Origin of the sequence: Olleya aquimaris (assembly GCF_003259525.1) — a bacterium.
Lineage (GTDB): Bacteria > Bacteroidota > Bacteroidia > Flavobacteriales > Flavobacteriaceae > Olleya > Olleya aquimaris.
Window position 1 is genome coordinate 40,621 of sequence record NZ_QLLO01000009.1, and the last position, 25,287, is coordinate 65,907.

Genomic DNA, 25,287 nt, shown 5'->3' on the forward strand with positions numbered 1-25,287 from the left:
ATTTATTTATTATGAAAAATGTATCCCTTATCTCCTTTGTATTATTAACTTTATTATTTGCAACCAGTTGCGAAACAGAAAAAGTCAACTCTAATGCAGTTAGTAATTTTGAAACTGCAAATCCTAATTTTAGGGTAACTTCTGGAAATGCTTCAATATCTAATTATAGAGCAACCTACGATGACCCTTGTATGACAACAAATTTAATAGCTGGACAGCATCATATTGCTGGGACAGTAACAGTAGATTTTGATGGACAAGATTTAATTATAACCTATGCTACCAATCAAGATTGGTCCATTGAAGGTACTCATTTAAGTATTGGAAATTGTGATGACAGAAGCATACCAACAACTGGGTCTGGTAATCCTAAAATTGGTCATTTTGAGCATTCTACAACACATAGTCAAGATGTGTCAACCGTAAGTTATTATATCGATGCTTCAGTTTTGTCTGAAAATTATTGTTTTGCAGCACATGCTGAAGTAAATGGTCCGACAGGTGGAGAAACTGCTTGGGCAGAAGGATTAGATTTTGATGGTAATAATTGGGCAATGTATGTTGAAGGGTTATTATCGGATTGTAATATAGATGATGATGGTAGTGATAGATAGAATAGCTAACATTAATTAATAAAAAACACCAACTGTGAGGTTGGTGTTTTTTGCTATTAAATTTTCGTTTAACTTATATGATATAAAAACGTTTTAATACTTCGACAAGCTCAGTACAAATGTTTTCAAATCAGTCGTTAATCTAATTTAGTTGAAATTTTTAAAAAAGACAAAATATTGAAAAAAAGTACTTATCTATAAAAATTCATCTCATCCAAATACGACCAAACGTGTTCTGGTAATAATGGTTTTATGTTTTTACCAGCTTTAATACTATTGCGTATTAAGGTTGACGAAATCTCTATAATTGGCGCATCAACATGGTGTATATTTGGGTGATTATCAAATTGGGTTTCTACAGTACCTTCGCTAATTCTTGGGTACACATAAATGTGATGGTTACTTAATATAACTTGATAATTTTTCCATTTATGGAAGCTTTTTAAATTGTCTTCTCCCATAATAAGCGAAAACTCTTTGCTTGGATGCTTTTCGGTTAAATGGGCTAAGGTATTTACAGTGTAATTAGGTTGTGGTAAGTTAAACTCGATATCACTTTCTTTAAGCGTATCGTAGTCTTTGGTGGCTAAATACACCATTTCTAACCGTTGGTGATTATCTAATAGTGAGCTTTTCTTTTTAAACGGATTATGAGGTGTTACTACAAACCAAATTTGATCTAAATCGCTATTTTCAACCAGTTGGTTGGCGATTATTAAATGCCCAACGTGTATTGGGTTAAACGATCCAAAGTATAAGCCTATTTTCATTTGTATTTAATTCTTCTAAAAAGGAAGACTTTTTTAGTTTTAGTTGCACTTTGACTGCGCTCAGTGTGATAATGCAGCTATTTTTTTATAAAATTGCCAACAATAGTTTCTGCTTCTATTAATGCTTTTTCTAGATTATCATTTTCTATAATCACATCAAATAAAGGTGCGGTTGCTAACTCTGCACTAGCTTTAGCAATACGCATGTTTATTTTGTCGTTGCTTTCGGTTTGACGTTTTTTTAGTCTTATTTTAAGCTCGTCAATACTTGGAGGCTTTACAAAAACTGCTAAGGTTTGGTCTGGGAATTTTCGTTTAATACGTAATCCACCAGAAACATCAATATCAAAAATAACATTTTTGCCAAGTGCCCAAAGACGTTCGACTTCTGTTTTTAAAGTGCCATAAAAGTTGTCTCTATACACTTCTTCCCACTCTAAAAAAGCATCGTCTTTTATGTTTTGCTTAAATTGCTTGGCGCTTAAAAAATAATAGTCTTTAGCGTCTACTTCTGTTCCGCGTTTTTCTCTGGACGTTGCAGATATAGAAAATGCTAAATTTAGTTGCTCTTGTTTTAATAAATGCCTTACAATGGTTGTTTTTCCAGACCCTGATGGTGCAGAGAATACAATGAGTTTGCCTTGTTTGGTGTTTTCGTTCATTCTTTAATTAACTTAAGCAGATACTACTAGCTGCTACTGAATACTGCTTACTTTTTACAGCACATTCAATAATTGTTCCTTAATTTTTTCTAACTCGTCTTTCATTTGTACCACCAACTGTTGCATAGGCGCATAATTACTTTTTGAGCCAATGGTATTGATTTCTCGTCCAATTTCTTGAGCGATAAACCCTAATTTTTTTCCGTTAGAATCTTTACTATTTATACTTTCTGTAAAATAGTTTAAATGGTTATCTAAGCGGACTTTTTCTTCGGTAATATCAAATTTTTCGATGTAATAGACTAGTTCCTGCTCAAAACGGTTTTCGTCATATTTTTCTCTAAGCTCTTCAACCCCTTTACGTAAACGCTCTCTAACTCCTTCAATACGCTCTGGATCCATTGCAATAACTTGCTCTAACAAATCTGCAATGTTTTTAATACGGTCGTTAAAATCCTGCTCAAGCACTTTACCCTCGTTTAATCTATAGTCTGTTAAGCTATCTAAAGCAGATTTTATTTCTGTTTCAATTTGTTGCCATTCTTGGTCATCAATTTCCTCTCTAACAGTATTTAAAGCATCAGGAAAACGTACTGCCATTTTTAGTAATTCTTGATCTTCACTAGTATTAAGAAGCTCTCTTAATTGATGCATATATTGCTTTACAACAGGAGCGTTTAATTGAGTAGAGGTATCATCTGCAGTGGTTTCTACGTAGATAGAAAAATCTACTTTTCCTCTTACTAACTGGTTAGCAATAAGTTTACGTAGGTCTAATTCTTTTTCTCTGTAAATTGAAGGCATTCGCGCATTCAAATCTAGGTTTTTGCTGTTAAGCGATTTTAACTCGATTGTTATTTTTTTTGTAGGCAATTGTAATACGGATTTGCCATAACCTGTCATTGAATAAATCATATAAACACTAATTAATTGCTACAAAGGTAAGTAAAATGTTAACGCTTAAGAAATGGAATATTTATTATGCATGCAGAGTAAATAATTGTAATTTTGAAGAAATTAAAACTTATAAAATGTACAGAAAAGATTTTGAAATTAGATGGAGTGATATTGATGCTAACCGACATTTAGCCAACTCGGCTTACATCAATTTTATGTCGCATACGCGTACTGCTTTTTTACAAGATCATGGGTTTTCTTTAATGACTTTAGGAAAAGCTGGTATTGGACCAGTCGTGTTTCATGAACACGTACATTACTTTAAAGAAGCTTTTTTAGGTCAACCTATAACAGTTAGTTTAGAAGTGTCTGGACTAAGTGAAGACGGAATGTTTTTTAAGTTTGACCATAATTTTTATGATAGTAAAGGTCAGAATTTAGCCTTTTGCGAAATTTCTGGAGCTTGGATAGATCTTAATACTAGAAAACTAACTGGTTTGACAGATTCTTTACTAGAACTAGCTAATAAATTTCCAAGAACTAAAGACTTTAAAACCTTAACTAAAGAAGATATGCGTATTCATGGTCGTATGCCTAAGCATTTATCACTTTAGGCTTTTTAGTTACTAAATACACTCCTAAAAAAATAAGTGAAGACGCTAATAGTTTAATACTTGTTAAACTATCAGTTTTCATTATTATAGCAAAAATACCTGCTATTAAAGGTTGCATGTAAATAAATACAGTAACTGTTGAAGCTTTTAAATATTTTAAACCTAATGGATTTAACAAGTAGGTTCCAAAAGTAGCACAGATAACCACAAAAGCAACACAAAACCAAATGTAGTTGGTAAACGAGCTAAAATCTATGGTGGTAAATTCATGATATCCAAATGGTATAACCATAAAAAACCCAAATAAAAACAACCATTTTATAAACGTTAATGGGTGGTATTTTAAGGTTAATTTTTTGACAATAATTATATAAATACTATAGGATGTTGCGTTTAAAAACACCATAATATTACCTAAAAGGACGTTGTCTGCTGGATTGGCAGATTTACCGTAAATAGATAATACTGCAGCTCCTGCAAAACCAAAAATAATTCCTAAAACTTTGATGTTTGTTATTTTTTCCTGTAGATAAAAAGAAGAGAGTATTAGTACAATAATAGGTGCAGTTATCATGATAACTGACGCATGAATAGGTGTAGTATATTCTAATCCTTTAAAAAATAACAACATATTAGCAGCTACACCAAATAACGCAGCAAATACAAAAGTTTTAAAATCTTTTTTCTCAATTTTTTCTTTTGGGCCTAAAAAACTAATTAACCAAAATAGTAGAGCTGTACCACCAACTCTAATTAATATAAAACCAAAGGGTTTAATAAATCCTCCAGCCATGACATCTTTTGCAAACGTGTAATTTAGTCCGTAAAAAACCTGAACAAAAAAGACAGCTAATAAAGCCCAATATCTAGTTTTCATGTAGCGCTTGTTTTGCAGATTCTATGGTTTTTTTAGCACTTCCAATAAATATAGCATTATCAATAACTATAACTGGTCTGCTTAAAAAAGTATAATGGTCTAATAGATAATGTTTGTAATCTTTTTCGGTTAAGGTTTGGTCTTTTAGACCCATTTCTTTGTAAAGCTTTGCACGTCTACTAAATAGGGCTTCATAACTACCAGTTAATGCTTTTAATTCCTCAACTTGTTTGACAGTTAAAGGATTGGCTTTAATGTCCTGTAGCTGAAAATCTGAAGGTAGATTAAGATCGTTTAAGATTCTGGTACAGGTATTACAAGTTTTTAGGTAGTATACTTTTTTCATGGTATCTAAAATTTAGGCAAAGGTCGTTTTTTTTAATAAAAAAAGCATTCTCTTTTTAATGAAAACTATACCTCATAAGGCGAAGCTTCCGCGAAAGCGTTATGCAGTATTGGAAAATTACACGAACGCGCGATAAAACACATCTTGTTGGCTTCATGATGTAATTGATTGGCTTTTTGTATCATGCTTGCATGTGTTACAACCACTTTTGGGTGTAAGGTGACACTTGTAAATTGCCCACTACCATCTTGGTTTTCTTGCATTATACCCTTGGCTTGATCGGTATATTTAGTGACTATTATGTTATTAACAGCGCAAAGATGAAGAAACCAAAGCATGTGGCAAGAGGCAATGGAAGACAGTAAAAGCTCCTCTGGATTATAACGGGTTTTGTCTCCTAAAAAGGCAGGATCTGAACTTGCTAAAATAGGGTTGTCTTTATCAAGAATTGTTATTGTATGATTACGATTATAGCTTTTATAATTAGCAGTTCCGTTACCTAGGTTACCTGTCCAAGTGATGGTTGATTGGTAGTTGTGTGTTTTCATTGCGTTGTTTTAAATCTAAAGTTAAAAATTGAATGCTAATTAGTTTAAGATTTTTTAAATTAGTTTTTTGAATTAAAATTGAAAACTATGGATTTTGCATTTGACACCACAATAAAAAACAGAACATTATTAAAGCATTTTTTAGAAACTTTTACTCTAGAACAATTAAATAAAGTTCCTGAGGGTTATAGCAACAATATTTTTTGGAATGTGGCACATACTGTTGTGACACAACAATTGTTAGTCTATAAATTATCCGGTTTACCCATGATAATTAGTGACGATTTAGTGGATGCTTACAGAAAAGGCACCAAAGTTGTGCGAGATGTTAGTCAAGCAGAAGTGGATTTGGTAAAAGGCTTATTGTTTTCTACTATCGAAAAAACTAAAGAAGATTATAACAATAGGATATTTCAGACATATCATGAATATACTGTAACGACTAAAAGCACACTAACTAATGTTGATGAAGCTATAGCGTTTAACAACTTTCATGAAGGAATCCACTTAGGTTATATTTTAGCCTTAAAGAAAAATATTTAGTAGTTTAAATAAGGATCTACTACAGCAAATGGAACCGTAAATTCTATAATATTTTGGTTTAATTGTCCTAACGCATCATTGCCATAAATAATGATGACACCATCTTCATTAAACCCAATAGTTTCAGGTAGTTTAAATGTATTGGTCTCTTCATTTAGACTAGTATAGGTTGTTAGTAGCTCTTTGTCATAATACTTCTTAATCAAGGCTTTAAATGCTGTCATATCGTTAACTATATCTTCTGTAGATAACGACTTACCATCTGCTAAATCAAAATTAAAAAATTTAGTTTTTAATGTGCTACTTGGTGATCCTGTATTAATACTACCATTCATGGCTATACTAACTATAGTTTCGTTTTGATAAGAGACTTCACCATCTATAAAAGCTTCCCAAGTTGGTAAAATACTGTCAAATTCATTTTCCAATGTCTTGTTAAAATTAACATAAGCCTCATTAAAAGCTTCAGCACTAGCTTCTATAGTTTCTTTTTTACTTTTTGCACTATCAATATTTAGTACATCACAAGCAAAAGTTGTTAGTGTATTATTAATGTTTTTGGCTATTTTAGACGTTCCGTTTGCTTTGGGAATAACCACTTCAACTAAAGTTTCTTTATCTTTTGTGATAAGAGTTTCAGAAAAAGTTAATGGTGCTTTTTTCTGACAAGAGGCCATCATCAAAAAACAAGCAATTACATAAAATAGTAAAGATTTTGGATAAGATAACGTGTTAAACATAGACTAAAGGTATTGTTCTAGTTTTTATACAACGAATTAAAAACTATTTTTGTTGCTAACAAAAGTTTTCAGCATGAAATTTAATACAAAAACCATACATGGTGGCCAATCTCACGACCCAGCATATGGCGCAGTGATGCCTCCAATATATCAAACATCCACTTATGCACAATCTACACCTGGTGGTCACAAAGGATTTGAGTATTCAAGAACACATAACCCTACGCGTCAAGCTCTAGAAAACGCATTAGCGAGCATAGAAAATGGAACTTATGGTTTAGCATTTGCATCTGGACTTGCTGCAATAGATGCAGTGATGAAGCTTTTAAAACCTGGTGATGAGGTAATTTCTACTAACGATTTGTATGGCGGAACCTATCGATTATTCACTAAAATTTTTGAGGATTTTGGAATAAAATTTCATTTTATTGGTATGCAAAATGCTGCTAATATTGAAAATTACATCAATACAAATACAAAACTGATTTGGGTAGAAACACCAACAAATCCAATGATGAATATTATTGACATTATTGCTACTGCAAAAATTGCCAAACAACATCAAGTGCTTTTAGCGGTGGATAATACTTTTGCTACTCCATATTTACAACAACCTTTAGATTTAGGAGCAGATATTGTAATGCATTCTGCTACAAAATACCTTGGTGGACATAGCGATTTAGTTATGGGAGCATTAATTGTTAAAGACAAAGCGTTAGCCAATAAATTATATTTTATACAAAATGCAAGTGGAGCTATTTGTGGTCCACAAGATGCGTTTTTAGCGCTTCGCGGAATTAAAACATTACACGTTAGAATGCAACGTCACTGTGAAAACGGTAAGGCTGTTGCCCATTACTTAGCTGCTCATCCTAAAATTGAAAAGGTCTATTGGCCAGGTTTTGAAACACATCCAAATCATGATATCGCTAAAGCACAAATGAAGGATTTTGGTGGTATGATATCTTTTGTAGCTAATGGCAATAACTTTGAACAAGCTATTAAAATAGTTGAAAATCTTAACGTATTTACTTTAGCAGAATCTTTAGGAGGTGTCGAGTCCCTTTGTGGACATCCAGCAAGTATGACCCATGCTAGCATCCCAAAACAAGAACGCGAAAACATTGGTGTAGTAGATAGCTTGATACGGTTAAGTGTTGGTATAGAAGATGAAGAAGATTTAATAAACGATTTAAAACAAGCCATAGGGTAGGCTAATCTAAAAAGTTGGAAACAAAAAAGCTCAAGTGTACACTTGAGCTTTTGTTATATTTTATTTAAAGATTAATCTAAGTAATAAATGTAACCTACATTTAACCAAACTAACCAATCGTTATATCTATTGTAGTCTTCTAACTTATGGTTTAAACCATCAACCCAATCGCTAAAATAATATTGACCTCTTAAGTCTATCATTAAATCTGAGAGTACAGTTAATTTATACCTAACACCAATACTAGACACGATAGACCATGTGCTTCCGCCACTAACATCAATAGGTACAGGTAAATTGGTTGGGTCATTTACATACCAAGGATTGTAAAAATTATTTAAGTTATTAATATTTCCAGGATCACCTTCTCCAAGATAAGATGTGCTTACCTTTGGGTTAAAAGACACATAGTGAGCTCCTAAACTAATAAATGGTGCAAATTTGTAACCAAATGCTTGAAAAGATCTTATACTTAAAGGAAAATACTCTAATTGCATTCCTATATCTAAATTGTTAGCTTCTCCAGAATGAGCTCTAAGCCTGTCTGCATCTGCACTTGTTTGAGAAGGATCTACAAACTGACCTAAATGGTCTAATCTTGTCTTATTCCAAGAGATTTCTGAACGTAATTTAAAGTGATCATTAAAGTAATTATCTGTTGTGTAACAGTTACAATCTGCTTGATAAGCAAAATTTATATAGTGTACTAAACCAACACCAATTCCAGAGTTACCAGCGTTTGTTTCGTAATCAAAGCGCTCTCCATAGTCAGATTTAAATGCTACAGGTCCAGTAATTATTCCTATTTCATGAGAAAAACCCAATTGAGAATATGCAGTACTAGCACTTAGAAATATAAGTAATGCTAGAGTTAATTGTTTAGGGTTAAGCATAATAAAGCTTTGTTTTTAGAGGCTAATTTATTCAACAAATATATAAAACTACGACGAACATACAAATTTTACAGATAAAATGCAGTGATTAAATGATTTTTTTCTAGTTAGATAAAATTACTATAACGATTGCGAAATTTAAAAAAAAGTAGGTGTAGAATTAAAGATAATGTATCTTTGCCTTACATTTTTATGGATTGTATAACAGTATCGTAATTATTTACATAAATGAAAGATAAAATTGAAGCTTTTTTAGATTTAGTAAAGCAAAAAAATGGTAACGAACCAGAGTTTTTGCAAGCAGTACACGAAGTTGCAGAAACCGTAATTCCGTTTATAGAAGAAAACCCTAAATATCAGGGGAAAATGTTGTTAGAGCGTATGGTAGAACCAGAACGCACTATCATTTTTAGAGTACCATGGATTGATGACAATGGAAACACTCAGGTAAATAGAGCGTTTAGAGTAGAATTTAATTCTGCTATAGGACCTTACAAAGGTGGTTTACGTTTTCATCCATCTGTAAACTTAAGTATTTTAAAGTTTTTAGGATTTGAGCAAGTATTTAAAAACTCATTGACTACTCTACCAATGGGTGGAGGAAAAGGAGGAAGTGACTTTGATCCTAAAGGAAAGAGTGATAACGAGGTTATGCGTTTTTGCCAATCTTTTATGACTGAATTATTTAGACATATAGGTGCTAATACAGATGTGCCAGCAGGTGATATAGGAGTTGGAGGACGTGAAATTGGATACATGTTTGGACAATACAAACGTTTAAAAAATGAATTTACAGGAGTATTAACAGGTAAAGGTTTATCGTACGGAGGATCTTTAATTAGACCTGAAGCTACTGGATATGGCTGCGTCTATTTTGCAAAGAATATGTTAGCAACAAAAGACGATTCTTTTGAAGGAAAAACAGTAGTAATTTCTGGTTCTGGAAATGTAGCACAATATGCTTGCGAAAAAGCAACACAATTAGGAGGTAAAGTGGTTACTATGTCTGATTCTTCTGGATTTATCTACGATAAAGACGGAATAGATGCAGAAAAGCTGGCCTTTATTATGGAGCTTAAAAATGTTAAACGAGGAAGAATTAGCGAATACACAGATAAGTATACTTCTGCTACCTTCCATAAAGGAGAAAGACCTTGGAGTGTTAATTGCGATATTGCAATGCCTTGTGCAACACAAAACGAATTAAATAAAGAAGAAGCTGAAGCTTTAGTTAAAAATAACGTTATAGCAGTTGCAGAAGGGGCTAATATGCCAACTACGCCTGAAGCTATTGAAGTATTTCAAAAATCTAAAGTGTTATTTTCTCCAGGAAAAGCATCTAATGCTGGAGGTGTTGCAACGTCTGGATTAGAAATGAGTCAAAATTCATTACGTTATAACTGGACAAGAGAAGAGGTTGATGCTAAACTTAACCAAATTATGAATGATATTCATGCTTCTTGTGTACAATACGGTAAACAAAAAGATGGTACTGTAGATTACGTTAAAGGTGCAAATGTAGCAGGATTTGTAAAAGTGGCAGATGCTATGTTAGCTCAAGGAGTGGTATAAAACTTTTTAATAAACAATAATAATCCCTCAACTAATTTATTTAGTTGAGGGATTTGTGTTTTATAGTGTTATTTCAATACAATAAATTGTGGTATTTTTGAGTTTTATTAGTTTACTAAAAAAGATGCGCATCAAAAAAGATATACTTAAAATACTAATTTTAATTCTTAGTTTTTCATCTTCAATTAAAGTCTTGGCTCAAGACTTTTCTGATGCTTGGACTGGGCACTTTTCTTATTTAGATGTCAGAGATATTTATCAAGGAACCACAAAGATTTTTTGTGCAGCAGAAAACGCCATCTTTATTTACGATAAAAACACAAACCAAATAGAAACCCTTTCTACAATTAATGGTTTGTCAGGAGAAACCCTTACTACTGTTAGTTATCAAGAAGAGCTTGGTTTAATTTTTATGGGTTTTGAAAATGGTTTAATTCAAATTTATGACGAAGCAGAACAATCTATATTATCTGTTGTAGATATAATTGAAAAACCAACTATAGCACCAAATAACAAAAGAATTAATCATTTAAATATCGTAGAGTATACCTTGTATATTTCTACAGATTATGGAATTTCTATTTATAATATAGACAGATTAGAATTTGGAGATACTTATTTTATTGGACCAAATGGGTCTCAAATTAATATTACGCAATCAACTATTTTAGACGATTATATTTATGCGTCCACTCCAAATGGTGTCAAAAGAGGATTATTAAGTAACCCTAACCTTATAGATTATCAAGAATGGGATCAATTTTTAGCAGGAAATTGGGTAGGTATAGTAGCAATTAATCAAAGTTTATTTATTGCTAGATCAAATAAGACAGTTTATGAATATGTCAATAATACGCTTCAATTAAAAGCGACGTATCAAGATTTTGTAAATGACATTAGAGTAGATAATGGTAAGGTAATAGTTACAACAGAAAGAGAAGCTTATGTTTATAATCCTGTTGGTTTTACAACAATTGCTCAAGTAGTTAACACAGAATTATATGATGTAAAATACACATGTGCAACAGTAGATGAGTTTGATGATATTTTTGTCGGAACTTTTGGTGTAACAATTGATGGGAAAAGAGGATTTGGAATATTAAAAACCAATGCTTTAGATACTTCTATATTTGAAGAAATACATCCAGACAGTCCATTGTTAAATAAGTTTTTTAAAGTTAATACATTGGGTGGGCATATATATGGAGTACATGGAGGTTATAGTATAGACTACAACCCATATTCTGGTGAGGTTTTTAGAAGGACTGGAGTGAGTCATTATTTTGATGAAGCATGGCAAAATATACCATATGATTCTATACAACCACTAGCAGCTTATCCTTGGTCTCTATCTCATATATCAATAAATCCTAATAACCCTAACCTAGCTTACATAAGTTCTTCTGTAGGTGGTCTTTTAGAGGTAGATAACAATGAGGCAACTATAGTTTATGATGGTACAAATAGTACTTTAATTCCGTTTTTTGGTCTTAATCATTTTGTACATGCTTCAACTTATGATAGTGATGGGAGTCTTTGGGTTATGAATAGTAGATACGAAGCGCCTTTAAATAGATTTAAGGATGGACAATGGACCTCTTTTGATTTTTTAGAATTAATTAATCCTGCAACTAGTAATAATGGTTTTTCTAATATAATAGTAGATGAAAATGATAACATATTTTTGGGCTCTTACAATTATGGGATAGTTGGTTTTAACGAAAACGGAGGTAATTATATTTTTCAGAATATAGCTGGAGAAGAAAATGACATGCCAGCAAATAATGTTAGGGGTATGGCATTAGACAAAAACGGACAACTCTGGTTAGGAACTGATAAAGGCTTAAGAGTCATTTATAATACTCAAGAGTTTATGAATGGAACAGGAGAAGTAGATAACATTGTTGTTCTAGACGATGGTATAGCTAGAGAGTTACTGTTTCAGCAGTATATAACAGATATAGAGGTTGATGGAGCTAATAATAAATGGATAGCTACTCTAGATACAGGATTGTATTATTTTTCTTCAGATGGACAAGAAACTATATTTCATTTTACAACAGATAATTCACCTTTACCAACTAACGATATTTTAGATGTAGACATTGATAATGTAAACGGAATTATCTACATCGCTACAGAAAAAGGATTAGTGTCATTTAAATCAGATTCATCAAAACCTAAAGATAATTTACAGAATGCTTTTGTGTTTCCTAACCCAGTAAGACCAGGATTTGATATTGTATCAGAAAAAGTTAAAATTAGAGACATTTCAGATAATGTAAATATTAAAATAGTTGATATTGAAGGAAACTTAGTAGCAGAAGCAGAGTCTAGAACCAATTCTAGATTTAAAGGTTATAATCTGGAAATAGATGGAGGGACTGCTTTATGGAATGGCAAAAATTTAGGTGGAAACATAGTCGCTTCTGGCGTGTACTTAATTATGCTAAACGATTTAGATACCTTTGAAACTAAGGTGCTAAAAGTAATGGTAGTTAGATAATGATAACCACTACAAATGCAATTGTACTTACAAAATTAAGATATAAAGATAACGACCTTATTGTTAAATGTTATACCCAAAAACAAGGTGTAGTTAGTTATTTGTTAAAAGGAATTTTAGCATCTAAAAAAAGTAATAAAAAAGGGGTTTACTTCCAACCGTTATCTCAACTTCAGTTAAATACAGATTATAAACCAACCCGTTCTTTACAGTATATAAAAGATATAAAAACAGAGTTTTTATATACTACATTACACACTCATATTTTAAAAAGTGCAGTTGTTATGTTTCTAGCAGAAATATTGGCTCAAGCTTTACAAGAAGAAGAGCAAAATGACGCATTATATAGTTATTTACAAACCACACTACAATGGTTAGATACAAACGATAAATTTTCTAATTTTCATTTATTGTTTTTATTAGAGTTGACCAAATATTTAGGGTTTTACCCTGATCAGTCTCAGATACAATCCGCTGCTTATTTTAATTTAGTTGATGGCGAGTTCCAGCAAGAAAGCACCTCTAAATATTGCGTAACTGGAGAAAATTTAACACTACTAAAACAGCTCTTAGGCATAACATTTGATGATTTACATAGTATTAAAATTTCAGCAAAACAAAGACAATCATTTTTGGCTCTAATTTTAGTGTATTTTGAATTACATTTGGGCAACTTTAAAAAACCAAAATCTTTACAAATCCTTAATGACGTTTTTAATTAAAAAAATAAAGTTCTTTTTAAGCTTTTGCTTATTGTTTTCTGTTGTTTTTACAGCAACTTCACAAAATATTAAAGTGCTAAACAAAACTACTAACGAGCCAATAGTAGGTGTTGCTATTTACAATAAAGAGCAAAATAAAAGCGCAATTACAGATATTAATGGAGAAGCTAATGTAGATCAGTTTGCTGGAACAGAAATAATCTATTTTCAGCATATTTCGCATCAAACAAAACAGATTAAAAAAAGTAATATAGATAACAATGTCATTTTTTTAATTTCTAGTCAACAAGGTTTGGACGAAATTGTAATTTCGGTTTCTAATTTTGGCCAAAGAAAAAAAGATATTCCAAAAACAATAGCCACCATAAGTGCAAAAGATGTCACTTTTAATAACCCACAAACTAGTGCAGATTTATTAGAAGGTACAGGTCAGGTGTATATTCAAAAAAGTCAATTGGGTGGCGGAAGCCCAATGATAAGAGGGTTTTCAACCAATAGATTGCTTATCACAGTAGATGGTGTACGTATGAATAATGCTATTTTTAGAGGTGGTAATCTTCAAAATGTAATTTCAATAGATCCTTTATCTATACAAAACACAGAAGTTACATTAGGTGCAGGTTCTATAATTTATGGTAGCGATGCTATTGGTGGAGTGATGAGTTTTTATACTAAAAAACCAGAGTTTTCTTTTTCGGATACGTTACATCTTAAAAGTAATGTTTTAGTAAGATATGCAACTGCAAGTCAAGAAAAAACAGCACATATAGATTTAAATTTTGGTCTAAAAAAATGGGCGTTTTTAACTAATGCGAGTTATACAAATTTTAATGATTTAAGAATGGGACGTTATGGTCCTACAGATTATTTAAGACCAGAATTTGTAACAACAGTTAATAATGAAGATGTAATAATTGAAAATAATAACCCTAAAATCCAAAAATATACTGGTTATAGTCAAATTAATTTGATGCAAAAAGTTAGTTATAAAGCTGAGGAAGATTTAGATATTGATTTAGGTGTATTTTACACAGCAACTTCAGATTATCCTAGATACGATAGATTAATACGTTATAGAGGCGAAAATCTACGATCTGCAGAGTGGAATTATGGCCCACAAAAATGGTTTATGTCCAATGTAAGTGTAACTAAACGAAGTAGTAATGCTACATTTTATGACAACATTAAAACCACTTTAGCATATCAAAATTTTCAGGAAAGCAGAATGGATAGAGATTTTCAAGAGGTTGAAAGAAATGTAAGAGCAGAATCTGTTGATGCTTTATCATTTAATATCGATTTTGAAAAAAGCCTAAGTAATAAGTCTTATTTGTTTTATGGTTTTGAATATGTATATAATAAAGTAGGATCTGTAGGGTTTACTGAAAATATTGAAACTAATACTACACAACAAACAGTATCTAGATACCCTGATGGTGCAACTTGGCAAAGTAGTGCAGTATATGCAAGTTATAAGTATAAGCCTAACAGTAAACTTGTATTACAATCTGGTTTAAGATATAATATCATTAATCAAAAAGCAGATTTTACAGAAAACAATCAGTTTTTAAATCTCCCTTTTTCAGAATCAAACAATACTGCTAAAGCGTTAACTGGTACAGCTGGAATGACTTGGTCACCAAATCAAACTTTACAGTGGAAGTTTAATTTGTCTTCAGCTTTTAGAGCACCAAATATTGATGATTTAGGTAAGGTTTTTGATTCAGAACCTGGTTCTGTAGTAGTGCCTAATGATAATTTAGATCCTGAATATGCCTATAGTGGAGAGTTAGGGTTAAAGCTAGATTTTGACAAAGTAGTAGTTTTTGATATGGCAACCTATTATACCTATTTAGACAATGCTTTAGTAAGACGTAATGGCACGTTAAACGGAGAGACACAAATTATGTATGATGGCGAATTAAGTAACGTGCAATCCATACAAAACGCTTCAAAATCTTGGATTTATGGATTTGAAATTGGAGCTTTAGTAAATGTGTCTGAACATTTAAAATTAACCTCTCAGTATAATATTATAGGTGGTACTGAAGAAACAGATGGTATTGAAGTGCCAGTAAGACACGTTGTACCTAATTTTGGTAACACACATGTAGTATGGCAAAAAAACAGTTTTAAAATAGATGGATTTGTTAACTATAATAACGCATTATCTTTTAATCAGTTAGCACCTTCTGAAGCTGAAAAAGATTATATCTATGCATTAGATGATAATGGTAATCCATATTCTCCTTCATGGTATACGTTAAATCTTAGAACACAATACCAAGTAGGAGAAGATGTAGTGATAACTGCTGCTTTAGAAAATATAACAGATCAACGTTATAAAACGTATTCGTCTGGTATTGCTGCACCAGGTAGAAACCTTATTATTTCTTTAAAATATACTTTATAAAAAAAAAGCCTCAATTTAATATTGAGGCTTTTTAATTTTATAAAAGTTGAAACTCTATTTTTTAATAGCTTTCTTACTAATTACTTGTCCATTACTTAATTCTACTTTAGCTACATAAGCTGCTTGAGATAAGTTTGATAGATTGTAAGTTTCGCTACTATTATATCCTTTTAAGTTGTATAATAATCGCCCTAAAGCATCAAATATTTGAACAGACTTAATAGTTAAATCACTACCAGTTGTAAATAATACCTCATTATTCTCTAATTCAATTATTGATAAATTATTCTTGTATAACACATAATCATTTGTTCCTAAACTTGAATTATTAAAGACTACCTCAAAACGATAATTAAACTCTCCCACTTCAGAAGTAAAAGAATAATCAGAGCTTGATAAATCATGAATTGTCGATAATAAATTATCTTTTAAATAAACAGTATTATTGGTTAAGAAATCTCCTTGTACAGACTCTATTGAAATGTTATAAATTGTTGGATTATTTACAGACGTTGAGAAAGCTAAAGGAACAACTTCATTAGTATCTAAAAGATTTAAATCTCTTCCTTGAATAGCAAAGATGTTTGAATTGCTATTAATTGAAGATCCAAATTTAACAGGTGCATTTAATGTAGATGTTTTTGCAGCGTCAAAATATCCTCCATCATAACCATGGGTTGCTTGGTCGCTATAAGCTACAAGTGTTTGACTAAATAAACCTGTGTCAGAAGTTAAGTTTAATCTAAGTTTTTCAATTGTTGTGTTATTACTATTTCTAAAAAATTGGGTATTGTTATCTCTAACACGCATATCGTTATTAAAGACAACCGTTCCGGTTGAAGAAGCTCTAAGATCAGTGTCTACAAATTTTACAAAAAATCCTTGTCCTGAAGGGATATATCTATTTGGTGTAATTCCGTCACCACCTGCAATTTCTCCAGCACCATTAATAATAGCATAATCATCAGAAAAATTAAGTCCTTCATTACCATTAGTTGTTGCACTTGGCGCAGTATTTTGCGACCATAAATAAATAGTCCCATCTAAGGTAGCAGTTGTATTTGTTGAAGTCCAAACATTTTCAGTAAAAAATAAATCTACATCAATAGCTGAAGGGTAAGGGTTACCTATAAAATTCCAGTTATTATCAGGTACTGGACTAGAAGCATTGCTAGCATCGTTTCTAAATACTGGAACGTTAATTAATCCATTATTTAAAGTCCCTTCAAAAATGTGTCCAAAATTATTTCCTGATCCACCACCTATACTAAAAGATGTTGTAGATAACGTAGCAGCATAACCAACACCTGGTATCATTAGCCCAGAAGCATAACTCCAATCATCAGCATTATCATCTATATCATCTAAGATGTCACCAGCTAAGTAAGGTGTTGCAGTATTGTCATTATTAGTTTCGTAAGTTGAATCTTCAAAATTAGCTGCATTAAACACAAATCGTCTATCTGGATTAGATGTAAAAAGAGCATCTTCTACAGTTTCATTTGACACAGGACTACTCCAATATGTATATTCATACCAATTATTTATAATACCTGTTGTTTTGGTAACTTGTGCAGTATTATTTGTAGTGAAAAAGCTACTTCCAGAATCGTCATAAGTTGCTGCATTATCTACTTGTACAAAAGACCCTTTGTCTTGAATAAAGATTCGTCCATTATTTATAACATTATAATAAACTTCTACATAAGTGTTTTCTGCAATAGTTAAATTAAAACTTGGATTAATAACTAAGCTACATGCAGTAAAACTTGGTTGACCTGCTGTGTTTGTATCGTAGTTGGCACTTATAATTGCCTGTGTAGACACAGTAGGTAATCCGTTACTCCAAGAAACACCATCCCAAGTTGTAGTAGATATTGTTCCTCTAACTGCATTACTTGCAGTTATACATAATCCATCTTCTATTACTTGGCAGTAAAACTGATAATTACTAGTGTCAAAACCACTAATAGTTAAAGTGTCTGTTGTTTCGCCAGATGCAGCTCCAGGAGAGAATGTGCCACTTGTAACATTAGACCATCCATCTGTAACACCATCATTATATAACCATTGATAAGTTAATGTTCCACCATTTCCAGGTGATGCCGAAACAGAAAAGGATACGATATTACATCCAGTTACAGAAACCGGTTGAGATGTTATAGTTGGCGCATTAGTTAATATCGTGTAGTTTCCTAAATCACTAATGTCTCCTTGTGTTGCTGTTGTCCATTCTGTTGAATCAAAATTAGGGTTAGGGTCTGATACATTAGTATTTCTTCTATAAACAAATCCAGTGCCACCTACTGTTTCATCATGAAAATCATCAATTACTGTTGAGGTAGATATTTGTACTAATTCTAAACGATCGTCTGCATTGAAACCAGAAGTAGAACCTCCAAAAGCAAAATCCTCAATACCTGTTCCACCAGAATTAACCATCCCAACTAAAACCTCACCATCTGCAATACTACTTCCAATACCAGTTGCTGGAAAATTATAACTATGTGAAGATATTGTAGTTGTTAAATCTCCATAACGGTCAATACGGTAGTCTGTTAAGTCTATGGTTGCTCCAGTTGCATTGTATAATTCTATATAACCTCTAGAACCAGTATTTTCATCATAAACTTCTGTCATCATTAAACCACTAGGGTTTCCGCAACTACCAGAATTTCTAATAACAGTAAATGGTGCTGAAGCTGGACATCCTAAATCGTCTGTTACTTCAATATTTCCAGAAGTGGCTCCTGTAGGAATAGTTACTTCCATTGTTGTAGCAGATACATTATTTACAGTTGCAGGTATTCCACTAACTGTTGCAGTAGCAGTTGTTAAATTAGTACCTGTAACGGTTACAATTGTATTGTCTGGTCCTGATGTTGGTAAAATTGAAATACTTCCAGCATTACATAATCCATCTCCTTGTACCATAAAAGTATATGGGTTTTCGTCTGCATCATTACTTGCAACAGAGATAATGGCTGTTCTTGTTCCTGAAGCTAAGGGTGAAAATGTAATTTCAAAAATAGCAGGTGGATTTTGCATTGGAGTAATAGTTGCTGGCGAAGGATTTACAGAAAGTGTAAAATCACCAGGATTAGTTCCTCCAATAGTAATTCCAGAAACGTTTAAATCTGCTGTTCCAACATTTTGAATTCTAAATGATTTGGCTTGAGAGTTTCCAATATTTTGAGCAGCAAATAGGGTGTTGTCTAAACTACTTGGTGTCGTGTCTCCATTTGCAATATCAGGAAAAGCACCTACGTCTCCCTCAATATTAATTTCTTGCTCTGGAGTTGTACCAATACCTTCAAGTAAAACTGTACAAGCTCCTTCATCTGCATCATTATTATTAATGGTTAAAGTTGCATTTTTTGTTCCTATAGTTGTTGGTGCAAACTGAAGGGTTACAGTTTGAGTATTTCCTGGAGTTACTGTAAATGGAGCAGCAGGAGATACTATTGAAAATTCTCCAGAATTTGCACCACTTAACACTAATGATGAAATATCTAAATTTAAGGTACCATCATTATCAATATCAAAAGTAATATTAGTTGTAAAACCAGTAGCTTGTGATCCAAAATTTATGGTGTAACCACAATTTTGGTCTGTGTTAGAATCGTCTACTAATTGCAGTTCTGGTACAGTACATGGAGATACTAAAGAGTTAGATCCGGGCGAACCGCCTGTTAGTACTTCTTGCCAATTAGTTAAAGTGTTGGAATTGTCAGAGGTTGCGTCCACTACGTGTAAAGTAGAACCATTACCATCTGCACCATCACCACTATCATAAAAAACACTATCAGCATCATTTAAAGCTATAGGCTCTATAAGTGATATAGTAGCACTTGAGTTAGGAAGATTATTTGTTCCTGAAGGACTTCCATAATCTGGTGTAAATGGACACTCAGGTGATGAGGTTCCTAGACCAAGAAGAACTGTTACACAGGAGTTGGCAGGGATGACTGTACTTGGAGGAAAAGTAAATTCTGTGGAGCCATTAACATCAATAATATAATTACTAACATCTTCTGCAGTACTATTTAGATTACAAATTTCTATCCATTCATAATCAGTGCCAGGTGTAGGAGAATTATACATAATCTCAGTTATTACAACATCTGCTACAGGAGGGTCTGTTATTGTTAATACACCACTAATATCATTTGTTCCATCCCAGAAACCGTCACCACCACCAGAATCGTATCCACCATAATAAAACACATCATTATCTATTCTAAATCGGCTAGCATAGTAATAGGTCCCAGCTGTTAGCCCAGAAGCAAATTCAACAAAATATTCATCGTTATTCTCAGGTGTACCACAATTAGAACCACAAGACGGGTTGTAATTTGCAGGTACCCAAGTCCAAGATGTTGTCGTAAAATCTGCAGTAGATGTTGCATCTGTTGTACTATAACCTATCCAAGCTTCAATATTTGCTCCTTGAGAAGCTGGAGTATCTGTAACTCCTGGTTCGTAAACTTGTGCGTAAGCTTCAAAATTACCACCTGTTGTAATACTTCCTGTTGCAGGAGATTGCAAATTAACAAAATCTAAAATGTGAGCATTAATTGTTAAAACCCCCGAATTAAATACAGAACCATCCCAAGCATTACCAGCTCCAGCTCCAGAAATACCTCCATAAGTAAAAGGACCACCTTGATATCTGAAACGACTTACATAATAATAAGTACCTGTAGCAGGGATTTGAGCACCTAAGTCTAATCTATATTCATCATTGTTAGCATTTGCACCACTACCTTCTCCAAAATAAGGAGCTGTTACCCATGTCCAAGAAGCATTGTTGAAATCTGCTGTAGTTGTTGCGTCTGTAGTGCTGTAACCTATCCATGATTCAATACCTGTTCCTGGACCAGCTCCGGGTGTTACACCACCTTCAAAAGCTTGTGCATAAACATCGTAATTTTCTGCTAATTGTATAGTTCCAGATACTGGGAACTGTAAATTATAATAAGTTAAAGTTGCTGTGGAGCCTGCTGTCCATGAAATGTCATCAACAATTACTTGCCTCTCCGTTATGTTTCTAATTTCAATAGTTACATTTCCCGTAATATTGATACCATTTACTGTAAATGTTTGAACATTTGTATTATCCCAAGCAATAGAAGTTCCTTGCGACACACCATTTACAAATAATTCAACTTGTCTATTACCAGCACCAGTAAATGCTTTCCTTAAACTGCAAGTAAAATTACCTATTCCACCTGTAACAGAAGATGAAGTAACTCTACTGTTATCTGATGCTCTTCTTAGCATTAAACCATTTCCGTTAATTCCGTAGGTAGATTCATTTCTTGATGCTATATAAGTCCAAGTTACTCCGTTATCACCTACAAAACTATTATCTCCATATGTGCCAGTAGCATTAGAGTTATTGAAAGTTTCAGATCCTTGACCATAACTTAATCCAATTGTGGTAATAAATACAATTAAAAGTAATTTTATATGTTTCATAATAGGGCGTTTTTAAATGTTGTTAAATAGCTTATTTTTGAGTTATGTATCAAAAACAAGAGTCCTATACAATAGAAGAAGCAACTAAAAAGTTGGAACACTATTGTGCTTATCAAGAACGCTGTCACCAAGAGGTGAGACAAAAGCTAAAAAGCATGAATATGATACCTGAGGCTTCAGATATTATTATAGTTCATCTTTTGGAACACAACTTTCTTAACGAAGAACGTTTTGCCAAAACATATACTAGAGGTAAGTTCAGAATTAAAAAATGGGGTAAACGTCGAATCGCTCTTGAACTAAAACGAAAGGACATCTCCAAATTTAATGTAAACCAAGCACTTACAGAAATAGATGATGATGAGTATATCGACGTTTTTAATGATTTAGCCGAAAAAAAGGCTATTTCGTTAAAAGAGACCGACAAATACAAGAAAAAAAAGAAACTAATTGACTATTTATTATACAGAGGTTGGGAGAGCCAATTGGTCTACGAAAAAGCAAATCAACTAATTAAATAAGCATAAAAAAACCTTTCAATTGTAAAACTGAAAGGTTTGTATCTAGTTAATAATTATTGCTTTATAAATTAAACACAGCTCCAAAATTAACTGTAAATTGATTATGAATTTTTTCTGCAGCTGTTAACGCATCAGAATTATATTTGGCAAAAGTGGTTCCAAATTCTGAGAAAATTCCAAATCCGCTAGAGAAAAAATAACGCATTCCTAAATGTCCACCAAAGTTTTTAGTACTTAGGCTAATCCCAGGGTAAAGGTCAAAATTGTTATCTATATTTAATACACTACCTAAGTTGGCATTAAAACGTCCTTCAAGCTCAAAACGGTCAGAGAAATCTGCAGTCAATCCATTGTTTAAGTTTAGCGCATAACCTGTAACCACACCTATAGAGATGTTTTCTCCTAAACCATAGTCGTAACTTAAGGTAATACCATTAACGTTATCTTGGATATTAGCACCAATTTGAAATTTTTGGTCGCCTTTACCTTCAAAAGATTGAGCTGTCGCAATTGTACTTACTAAAAGTGTGATAGCTAATAATATGTTTTTCATCTTATTTGTTTTATTAGTTTTTTAAATAATTGTTTGTATTTGTAATGGCTTTTTGGTTTTTCCAATCTATCCATTGTTGTCCTTTAATGCGTCGCATTAAGTTGTCAAAATTACGCATTATAAATACATTGTAAATAGCTTTACCTAAATTTTTTGGGTTTCGCGCAATAGCTCGTAAACTCATTGAAAAACCAGGAGTCACATATTTCATGTAATGCCAATAGCCTTCTGGCATGTACAACACTTCACCATGGTTTAATTGACATTGCCACCCTTTGGCGTTTTGCAAGGCTGGCCACTTGCTAAAATCTGGATTAGAAAAGTCTATATCTTCGCGAGTGATTAAAGCGTGTGGAACTTTGTATAAGTGTTTGTTTTGTTTTTGATCGAATAGTATAATTTGTTTTTCGCCTTCAAAATGAAAATGAAAAATATTAGCTAAATCTATATCATAATGCATAAAGGTATAGCTGTCGCGACCTCCAAAAAACAACATGGGCAAGCCTTTCATTAAACGTAAACCAAAATCTGGAAAAGTAAAGTCTTTTTGTAATTGCGGGACTTCTTTTAAAATATTCCATAAAAATATTCTATACTTAGTAGGCTCGCGTTTAAGCAAATCTACATACTCGCTCATTTTCATAGTTGCATGAGGCTCGTTAAATCCGTCTTTGTAATCTACTGGTCTATCGTCATACAAAGGGACTGTCTTATCTCCAGCTATATCTTTTATGTAGTCCAAATTCCATTTAGAATAGGCTGGCCAATCTGATATAAACTGCTCAATAACTACAGGTTTTTGAGGCTTAAAATACTGTTTAAGAAAGTCCTGTTTAGTTATAGTTTTAACTCTGGGTATGTCCTGAAGATTTAATTTCAAAGGTCAAAATTTAAACGCCAAAGTTAATAAAACATGACCAAATGTTGTATTAAATATTATGTTACACTTTAGTTAAAGTTATAACGCATCCCAAATAGCACATTACTAGGAGGCATTGGTGTAAAGCCAGTCTCAATATAATCTGCGTCAAAAATATTACTTGCAGTTACCGTAAATTCTGCTTGTTTTAATTTTACAATCAAAGAAGCATCCCAAACATTATAGCTTTGTCCTGTAGTACGCTCTGCGTGTTTGTAAACAATATTTTGTCTAACATTATTAAACAATTGTGTACTAAAACGAGTTGTAAAGTGGTGTTTTAATGTATTTAAAGAATAACGAGATAGCTCTTTGTTTTGATCGACTATATCATCTTCTAAAAAAGCATAACCAACTGCTAAGGTTTGATTAAAATTATTAATCTTAAAACTATATGAGGTGTCAAATTCAAAACCTTTAGTGTTTACTTCAGTTATATTAGTTGCAGTATAAATAGTTTCTGTTGTGTTTGGTCTTAAATAATCAATTAAGTTTTTAGCATCTCTGTTAAATAAAGCAATGGAAGCAGAAAAGCTATTAGCATTATATTTAATACCAAGTTCTTGTGCAAATGCTTCTTCTGGTTCTAAATTGGCATTACCAGCAGTTCTAAAATCATTGTAAAATAAATCTGTATAAGTTGGTATTCTGTAAGTATAGCCAATGTTTCCGTAGACTTTTAAATTTTTAGTTATTTGATATCCTAAGTCTAATCCAGGAAAAGCATGAAATTTAAAATCTGAAAAATAAGTAACAGCAATACCTGGAGTAATGTCTAATTTATCATCTAACAATTTAAATTGATGCTCTAAAAACAGGTTAGTCATAAAACGATTACGATTACCAAGATTGTTACTTCTTAAATATATTTTAGATATGTCAACTCCAAAACCAGTTACTCCAGCATTAGAAGTGTAAGAGGCGTTAACTTCAGCACCCATTTTATCTGTAATATGAAAGTTTCTAAAAAACGAAGGGTCGTCACGTCTTAATAAAAATAGATCTTGATTACGCTTCCAATACACGCGTGGTTTTATTTTAAATTTTGCGGTATTAAAAGTGGTTGTAAACCCTATTAAACTGTTTTGGGTTTCTTCGTATTCATTAAAAGTAGGGTTGGTGGTATAAAAATTTTCTGCACCAAATTTACGGTCAAAGAACGTTGCAATTAGCTCAATAGGTTGCGCGTTTTTATTAAAGGTACTTTTTAAAAAGTAGTTAGAATTATCGTAATCTGAATTATTGCGATAACCCTCAGAAGTCAATTTACCAACATGAACTATATGTGAAGAATTGTCTAATTCTGTTCCAACCGTAACAGACCCGTTTAATTGATTAAAAGAGCCTGTTTCTACATTTGCAGAGACTGTATTTGTTAACGATTTTTTAGTCACTATATTAATAGCTCCAGTAAACGCATTTTGTCCAAACACACGTGCAGCAGGACCTTTTATAATCTCGATACGTTCTATAACTTCAATTGGTAATGCAGCATTCATTGTGTGGTGACCTGTTTGTGCATCGTCCATTTTAATTCCATCAATTAACAATAAAGTTTGGTCAAAACCACCACCTCTAATATGTAAATCGGCTTGACTACCAGCAGTTCCACGACGTCTAATATCCACTCCTGCTACCTGTTGCAATAAATCCGCAACGTTGGTGGCTGCACTATTTTTAATGTCTGAGGACGAAATAACTGTAATGGTTCTAGAGTTTTCTTTAAAAGGAAGGTCTATTCTGGAAGACGTAATTATTACAGAGTCTAATTGTTGTTGCTGTAAGTCTTGAGCTTGTGACAATACACTAAATAGAGCTAGAATAATAAATAAAGATGTTAATTTCATAATTAAAAGTATTGGTGTTTTTTAACGCTGCAAAAT

Annotated in this window: 21 protein-coding genes; 9 read left to right on the forward strand and 12 right to left on the reverse strand. The window is 32.5% G+C overall.

Annotated elements, in window-relative coordinates:
• Positions 1 to 11: 11 nt before the first annotated feature.
• Positions 12 to 614, forward strand: a complete 603-nt coding sequence (locus tag LY08_RS11685) for a hypothetical protein (protein WP_111660628.1) — start codon at positions 12 to 14, stop codon at positions 612 to 614.
• Positions 615 to 805: 191 nt separating this feature from the next.
• Here the strand turns inward: LY08_RS11685 and nadD are convergent, their stop codons facing one another.
• The 3 genes from nadD to LY08_RS11700 form a co-directional block, all read right to left on the reverse strand.
• Positions 806 to 1,384: a nicotinate (nicotinamide) nucleotide adenylyltransferase gene (gene nadD, locus LY08_RS11690; protein ID WP_111660629.1), complete on the reverse strand. Its 579-nt coding sequence runs from the start codon at positions 1,382 to 1,384 to the stop codon at positions 806 to 808.
• Positions 1,385 to 1,461: 77 nt separating this feature from the next.
• Positions 1,462 to 2,046, reverse strand: coding sequence for a guanylate kinase (gene gmk / locus LY08_RS11695; RefSeq protein ID WP_111660630.1), 585 nt, complete (start codon positions 2,044 to 2,046; stop codon positions 1,462 to 1,464).
• Between the two features lie 54 nt (positions 2,047 to 2,100).
• Positions 2,101 to 2,961: a YicC/YloC family endoribonuclease gene (locus LY08_RS11700; protein WP_111660631.1), complete on the reverse strand. Its 861-nt coding sequence runs from the start codon at positions 2,959 to 2,961 to the stop codon at positions 2,101 to 2,103.
• 116 nt (positions 2,962 to 3,077) lie between these two features.
• Between LY08_RS11700 and LY08_RS11705 the strand changes: the two genes are divergently transcribed.
• The gene (locus tag LY08_RS11705; RefSeq protein WP_111660632.1) at positions 3,078 to 3,557 is read left to right on the forward strand and encodes an acyl-CoA thioesterase; all 480 of its coding nucleotides are present in this window, start codon (positions 3,078 to 3,080) and stop codon (positions 3,555 to 3,557) included.
• Here the strand turns inward: LY08_RS11705 and LY08_RS11710 are convergent.
• The 3 genes from LY08_RS11710 to LY08_RS11720 all read right to left on the reverse strand — a co-directional run bounded on the left by LY08_RS11710 (position 3,538) and on the right by LY08_RS11720 (position 5,328).
• A complete protein-coding gene (locus LY08_RS11710) occupies positions 3,538 to 4,434 on the reverse strand; it encodes a DMT family transporter (protein WP_111660633.1) in 897 nt (298 codons plus the stop codon). The genes LY08_RS11705 and LY08_RS11710 overlap by 20 nt on opposite strands.
• Positions 4,424 to 4,780 (reverse strand): arsenate reductase family protein, encoded by a 357-nt coding sequence (locus LY08_RS11715; protein WP_111660634.1) that lies wholly within the window; start codon positions 4,778 to 4,780, stop codon positions 4,424 to 4,426. Before LY08_RS11715 ends, LY08_RS11710 begins: the two co-directional genes overlap by 11 nt.
• Positions 4,781 to 4,845: 65 nt before the next feature.
• Entirely contained in the window at positions 4,846 to 5,328 is a 483-nt protein-coding gene (locus tag LY08_RS11720; protein WP_111660635.1) for an OsmC family protein, read from the reverse strand.
• An 87-nt stretch (positions 5,329 to 5,415) separates the two neighbouring features.
• Between LY08_RS11720 and LY08_RS11725 the strand changes: the two genes are divergently transcribed.
• Positions 5,416 to 5,871 carry a DinB family protein gene (locus LY08_RS11725; RefSeq protein ID WP_111660636.1) on the forward strand — a complete coding sequence of 152 codons (456 nt, stop codon included), beginning with the start codon at positions 5,416 to 5,418 and terminating at the stop codon, positions 5,869 to 5,871.
• Here the strand turns inward: LY08_RS11725 and LY08_RS11730 are convergent.
• Positions 5,868 to 6,611 carry a PdaC/SigV domain-containing protein gene (locus LY08_RS11730; RefSeq protein WP_111660637.1) on the reverse strand — a complete coding sequence of 248 codons (744 nt, stop codon included), beginning with the start codon at positions 6,609 to 6,611 and terminating at the stop codon, positions 5,868 to 5,870. The genes LY08_RS11725 and LY08_RS11730 overlap by 4 nt on opposite strands.
• 73 nt (positions 6,612 to 6,684) lie before the next feature.
• Between LY08_RS11730 and LY08_RS11735 the strand changes: the two genes are divergently transcribed.
• Positions 6,685 to 7,824: a cystathionine gamma-synthase gene (locus LY08_RS11735; RefSeq protein ID WP_111660638.1), complete on the forward strand. Its 1,140-nt coding sequence runs from the start codon at positions 6,685 to 6,687 to the stop codon at positions 7,822 to 7,824.
• 71 nt (positions 7,825 to 7,895) lie between these two features.
• Here the strand turns inward: LY08_RS11735 and LY08_RS11740 are convergent, their stop codons facing one another.
• On the reverse strand, positions 7,896 to 8,717 hold the full coding sequence (locus LY08_RS11740) for a THC0290_0291 family protein (RefSeq protein WP_111660639.1): 822 nt from the start codon (positions 8,715 to 8,717) through the stop codon (positions 7,896 to 7,898).
• Between the two features lie 228 nt (positions 8,718 to 8,945).
• Between LY08_RS11740 and gdhA the strand changes: the two genes are divergently transcribed.
• The 4 genes from gdhA (at position 8,946) to LY08_RS11760 (ending at position 15,930) form a co-directional block, all read left to right on the forward strand.
• The gene (gene gdhA, locus LY08_RS11745; protein WP_111660640.1) at positions 8,946 to 10,289 is read left to right on the forward strand and encodes an NADP-specific glutamate dehydrogenase; all 1,344 of its coding nucleotides are present in this window, start codon (positions 8,946 to 8,948) and stop codon (positions 10,287 to 10,289) included.
• 124 nt (positions 10,290 to 10,413) lie between these two features.
• Positions 10,414 to 12,795 (forward strand): type IX secretion system anionic LPS delivery protein PorZ, encoded by a 2,382-nt coding sequence (porZ, locus tag LY08_RS11750; protein WP_111660641.1) that lies wholly within the window; start codon positions 10,414 to 10,416, stop codon positions 12,793 to 12,795.
• A complete protein-coding gene (recO, locus tag LY08_RS11755) occupies positions 12,795 to 13,517 on the forward strand; it encodes a DNA repair protein RecO (RefSeq protein WP_111660642.1) in 723 nt (240 codons plus the stop codon). Before porZ ends, recO begins: the two co-directional genes overlap by 1 nt.
• Complete coding sequence (locus tag LY08_RS11760) at positions 13,501 to 15,930, forward strand: TonB-dependent receptor (protein ID WP_111660643.1); 2,430 nt, start codon at positions 13,501 to 13,503, stop codon at positions 15,928 to 15,930. The genes recO and LY08_RS11760 overlap by 17 nt, the downstream gene beginning before the upstream one ends.
• 54 nt (positions 15,931 to 15,984) lie before the next feature.
• Here LY08_RS11760 and LY08_RS11765 read toward each other — a convergent pair whose 3' ends face one another.
• Positions 15,985 to 21,411: a choice-of-anchor D domain-containing protein gene (locus LY08_RS11765; RefSeq protein ID WP_111660644.1), complete on the reverse strand. Its 5,427-nt coding sequence runs from the start codon at positions 21,409 to 21,411 to the stop codon at positions 15,985 to 15,987.
• A 44-nt stretch (positions 21,412 to 21,455) separates the two neighbouring features.
• Between LY08_RS11765 and LY08_RS11770 the strand changes: the two genes are divergently transcribed.
• The gene (locus LY08_RS11770) at positions 21,456 to 21,932 is read left to right on the forward strand and encodes a regulatory protein RecX (RefSeq protein WP_111660645.1); all 477 of its coding nucleotides are present in this window, start codon (positions 21,456 to 21,458) and stop codon (positions 21,930 to 21,932) included.
• Between the two features lie 61 nt (positions 21,933 to 21,993).
• Here LY08_RS11770 and LY08_RS11775 read toward each other — a convergent pair whose 3' ends face one another.
• From LY08_RS11775 to LY08_RS11785, 3 genes are all read right to left on the reverse strand, one after another.
• A complete protein-coding gene (locus LY08_RS11775; protein WP_111660646.1) occupies positions 21,994 to 22,485 on the reverse strand; it encodes a DUF6646 family protein in 492 nt (163 codons plus the stop codon).
• Between the two features lie 13 nt (positions 22,486 to 22,498).
• Positions 22,499 to 23,365, reverse strand: coding sequence for a cupin-like domain-containing protein (locus tag LY08_RS11780; protein ID WP_111660647.1), 867 nt, complete (start codon positions 23,363 to 23,365; stop codon positions 22,499 to 22,501).
• A gap of 68 nt (positions 23,366 to 23,433) precedes the next feature.
• On the reverse strand, positions 23,434 to 25,251 hold the full coding sequence (locus tag LY08_RS11785) for a TonB-dependent receptor plug domain-containing protein (protein ID WP_111660648.1): 1,818 nt from the start codon (positions 25,249 to 25,251) through the stop codon (positions 23,434 to 23,436).
• Between the last annotated feature and the right edge of the window lie 36 nt (positions 25,252 to 25,287).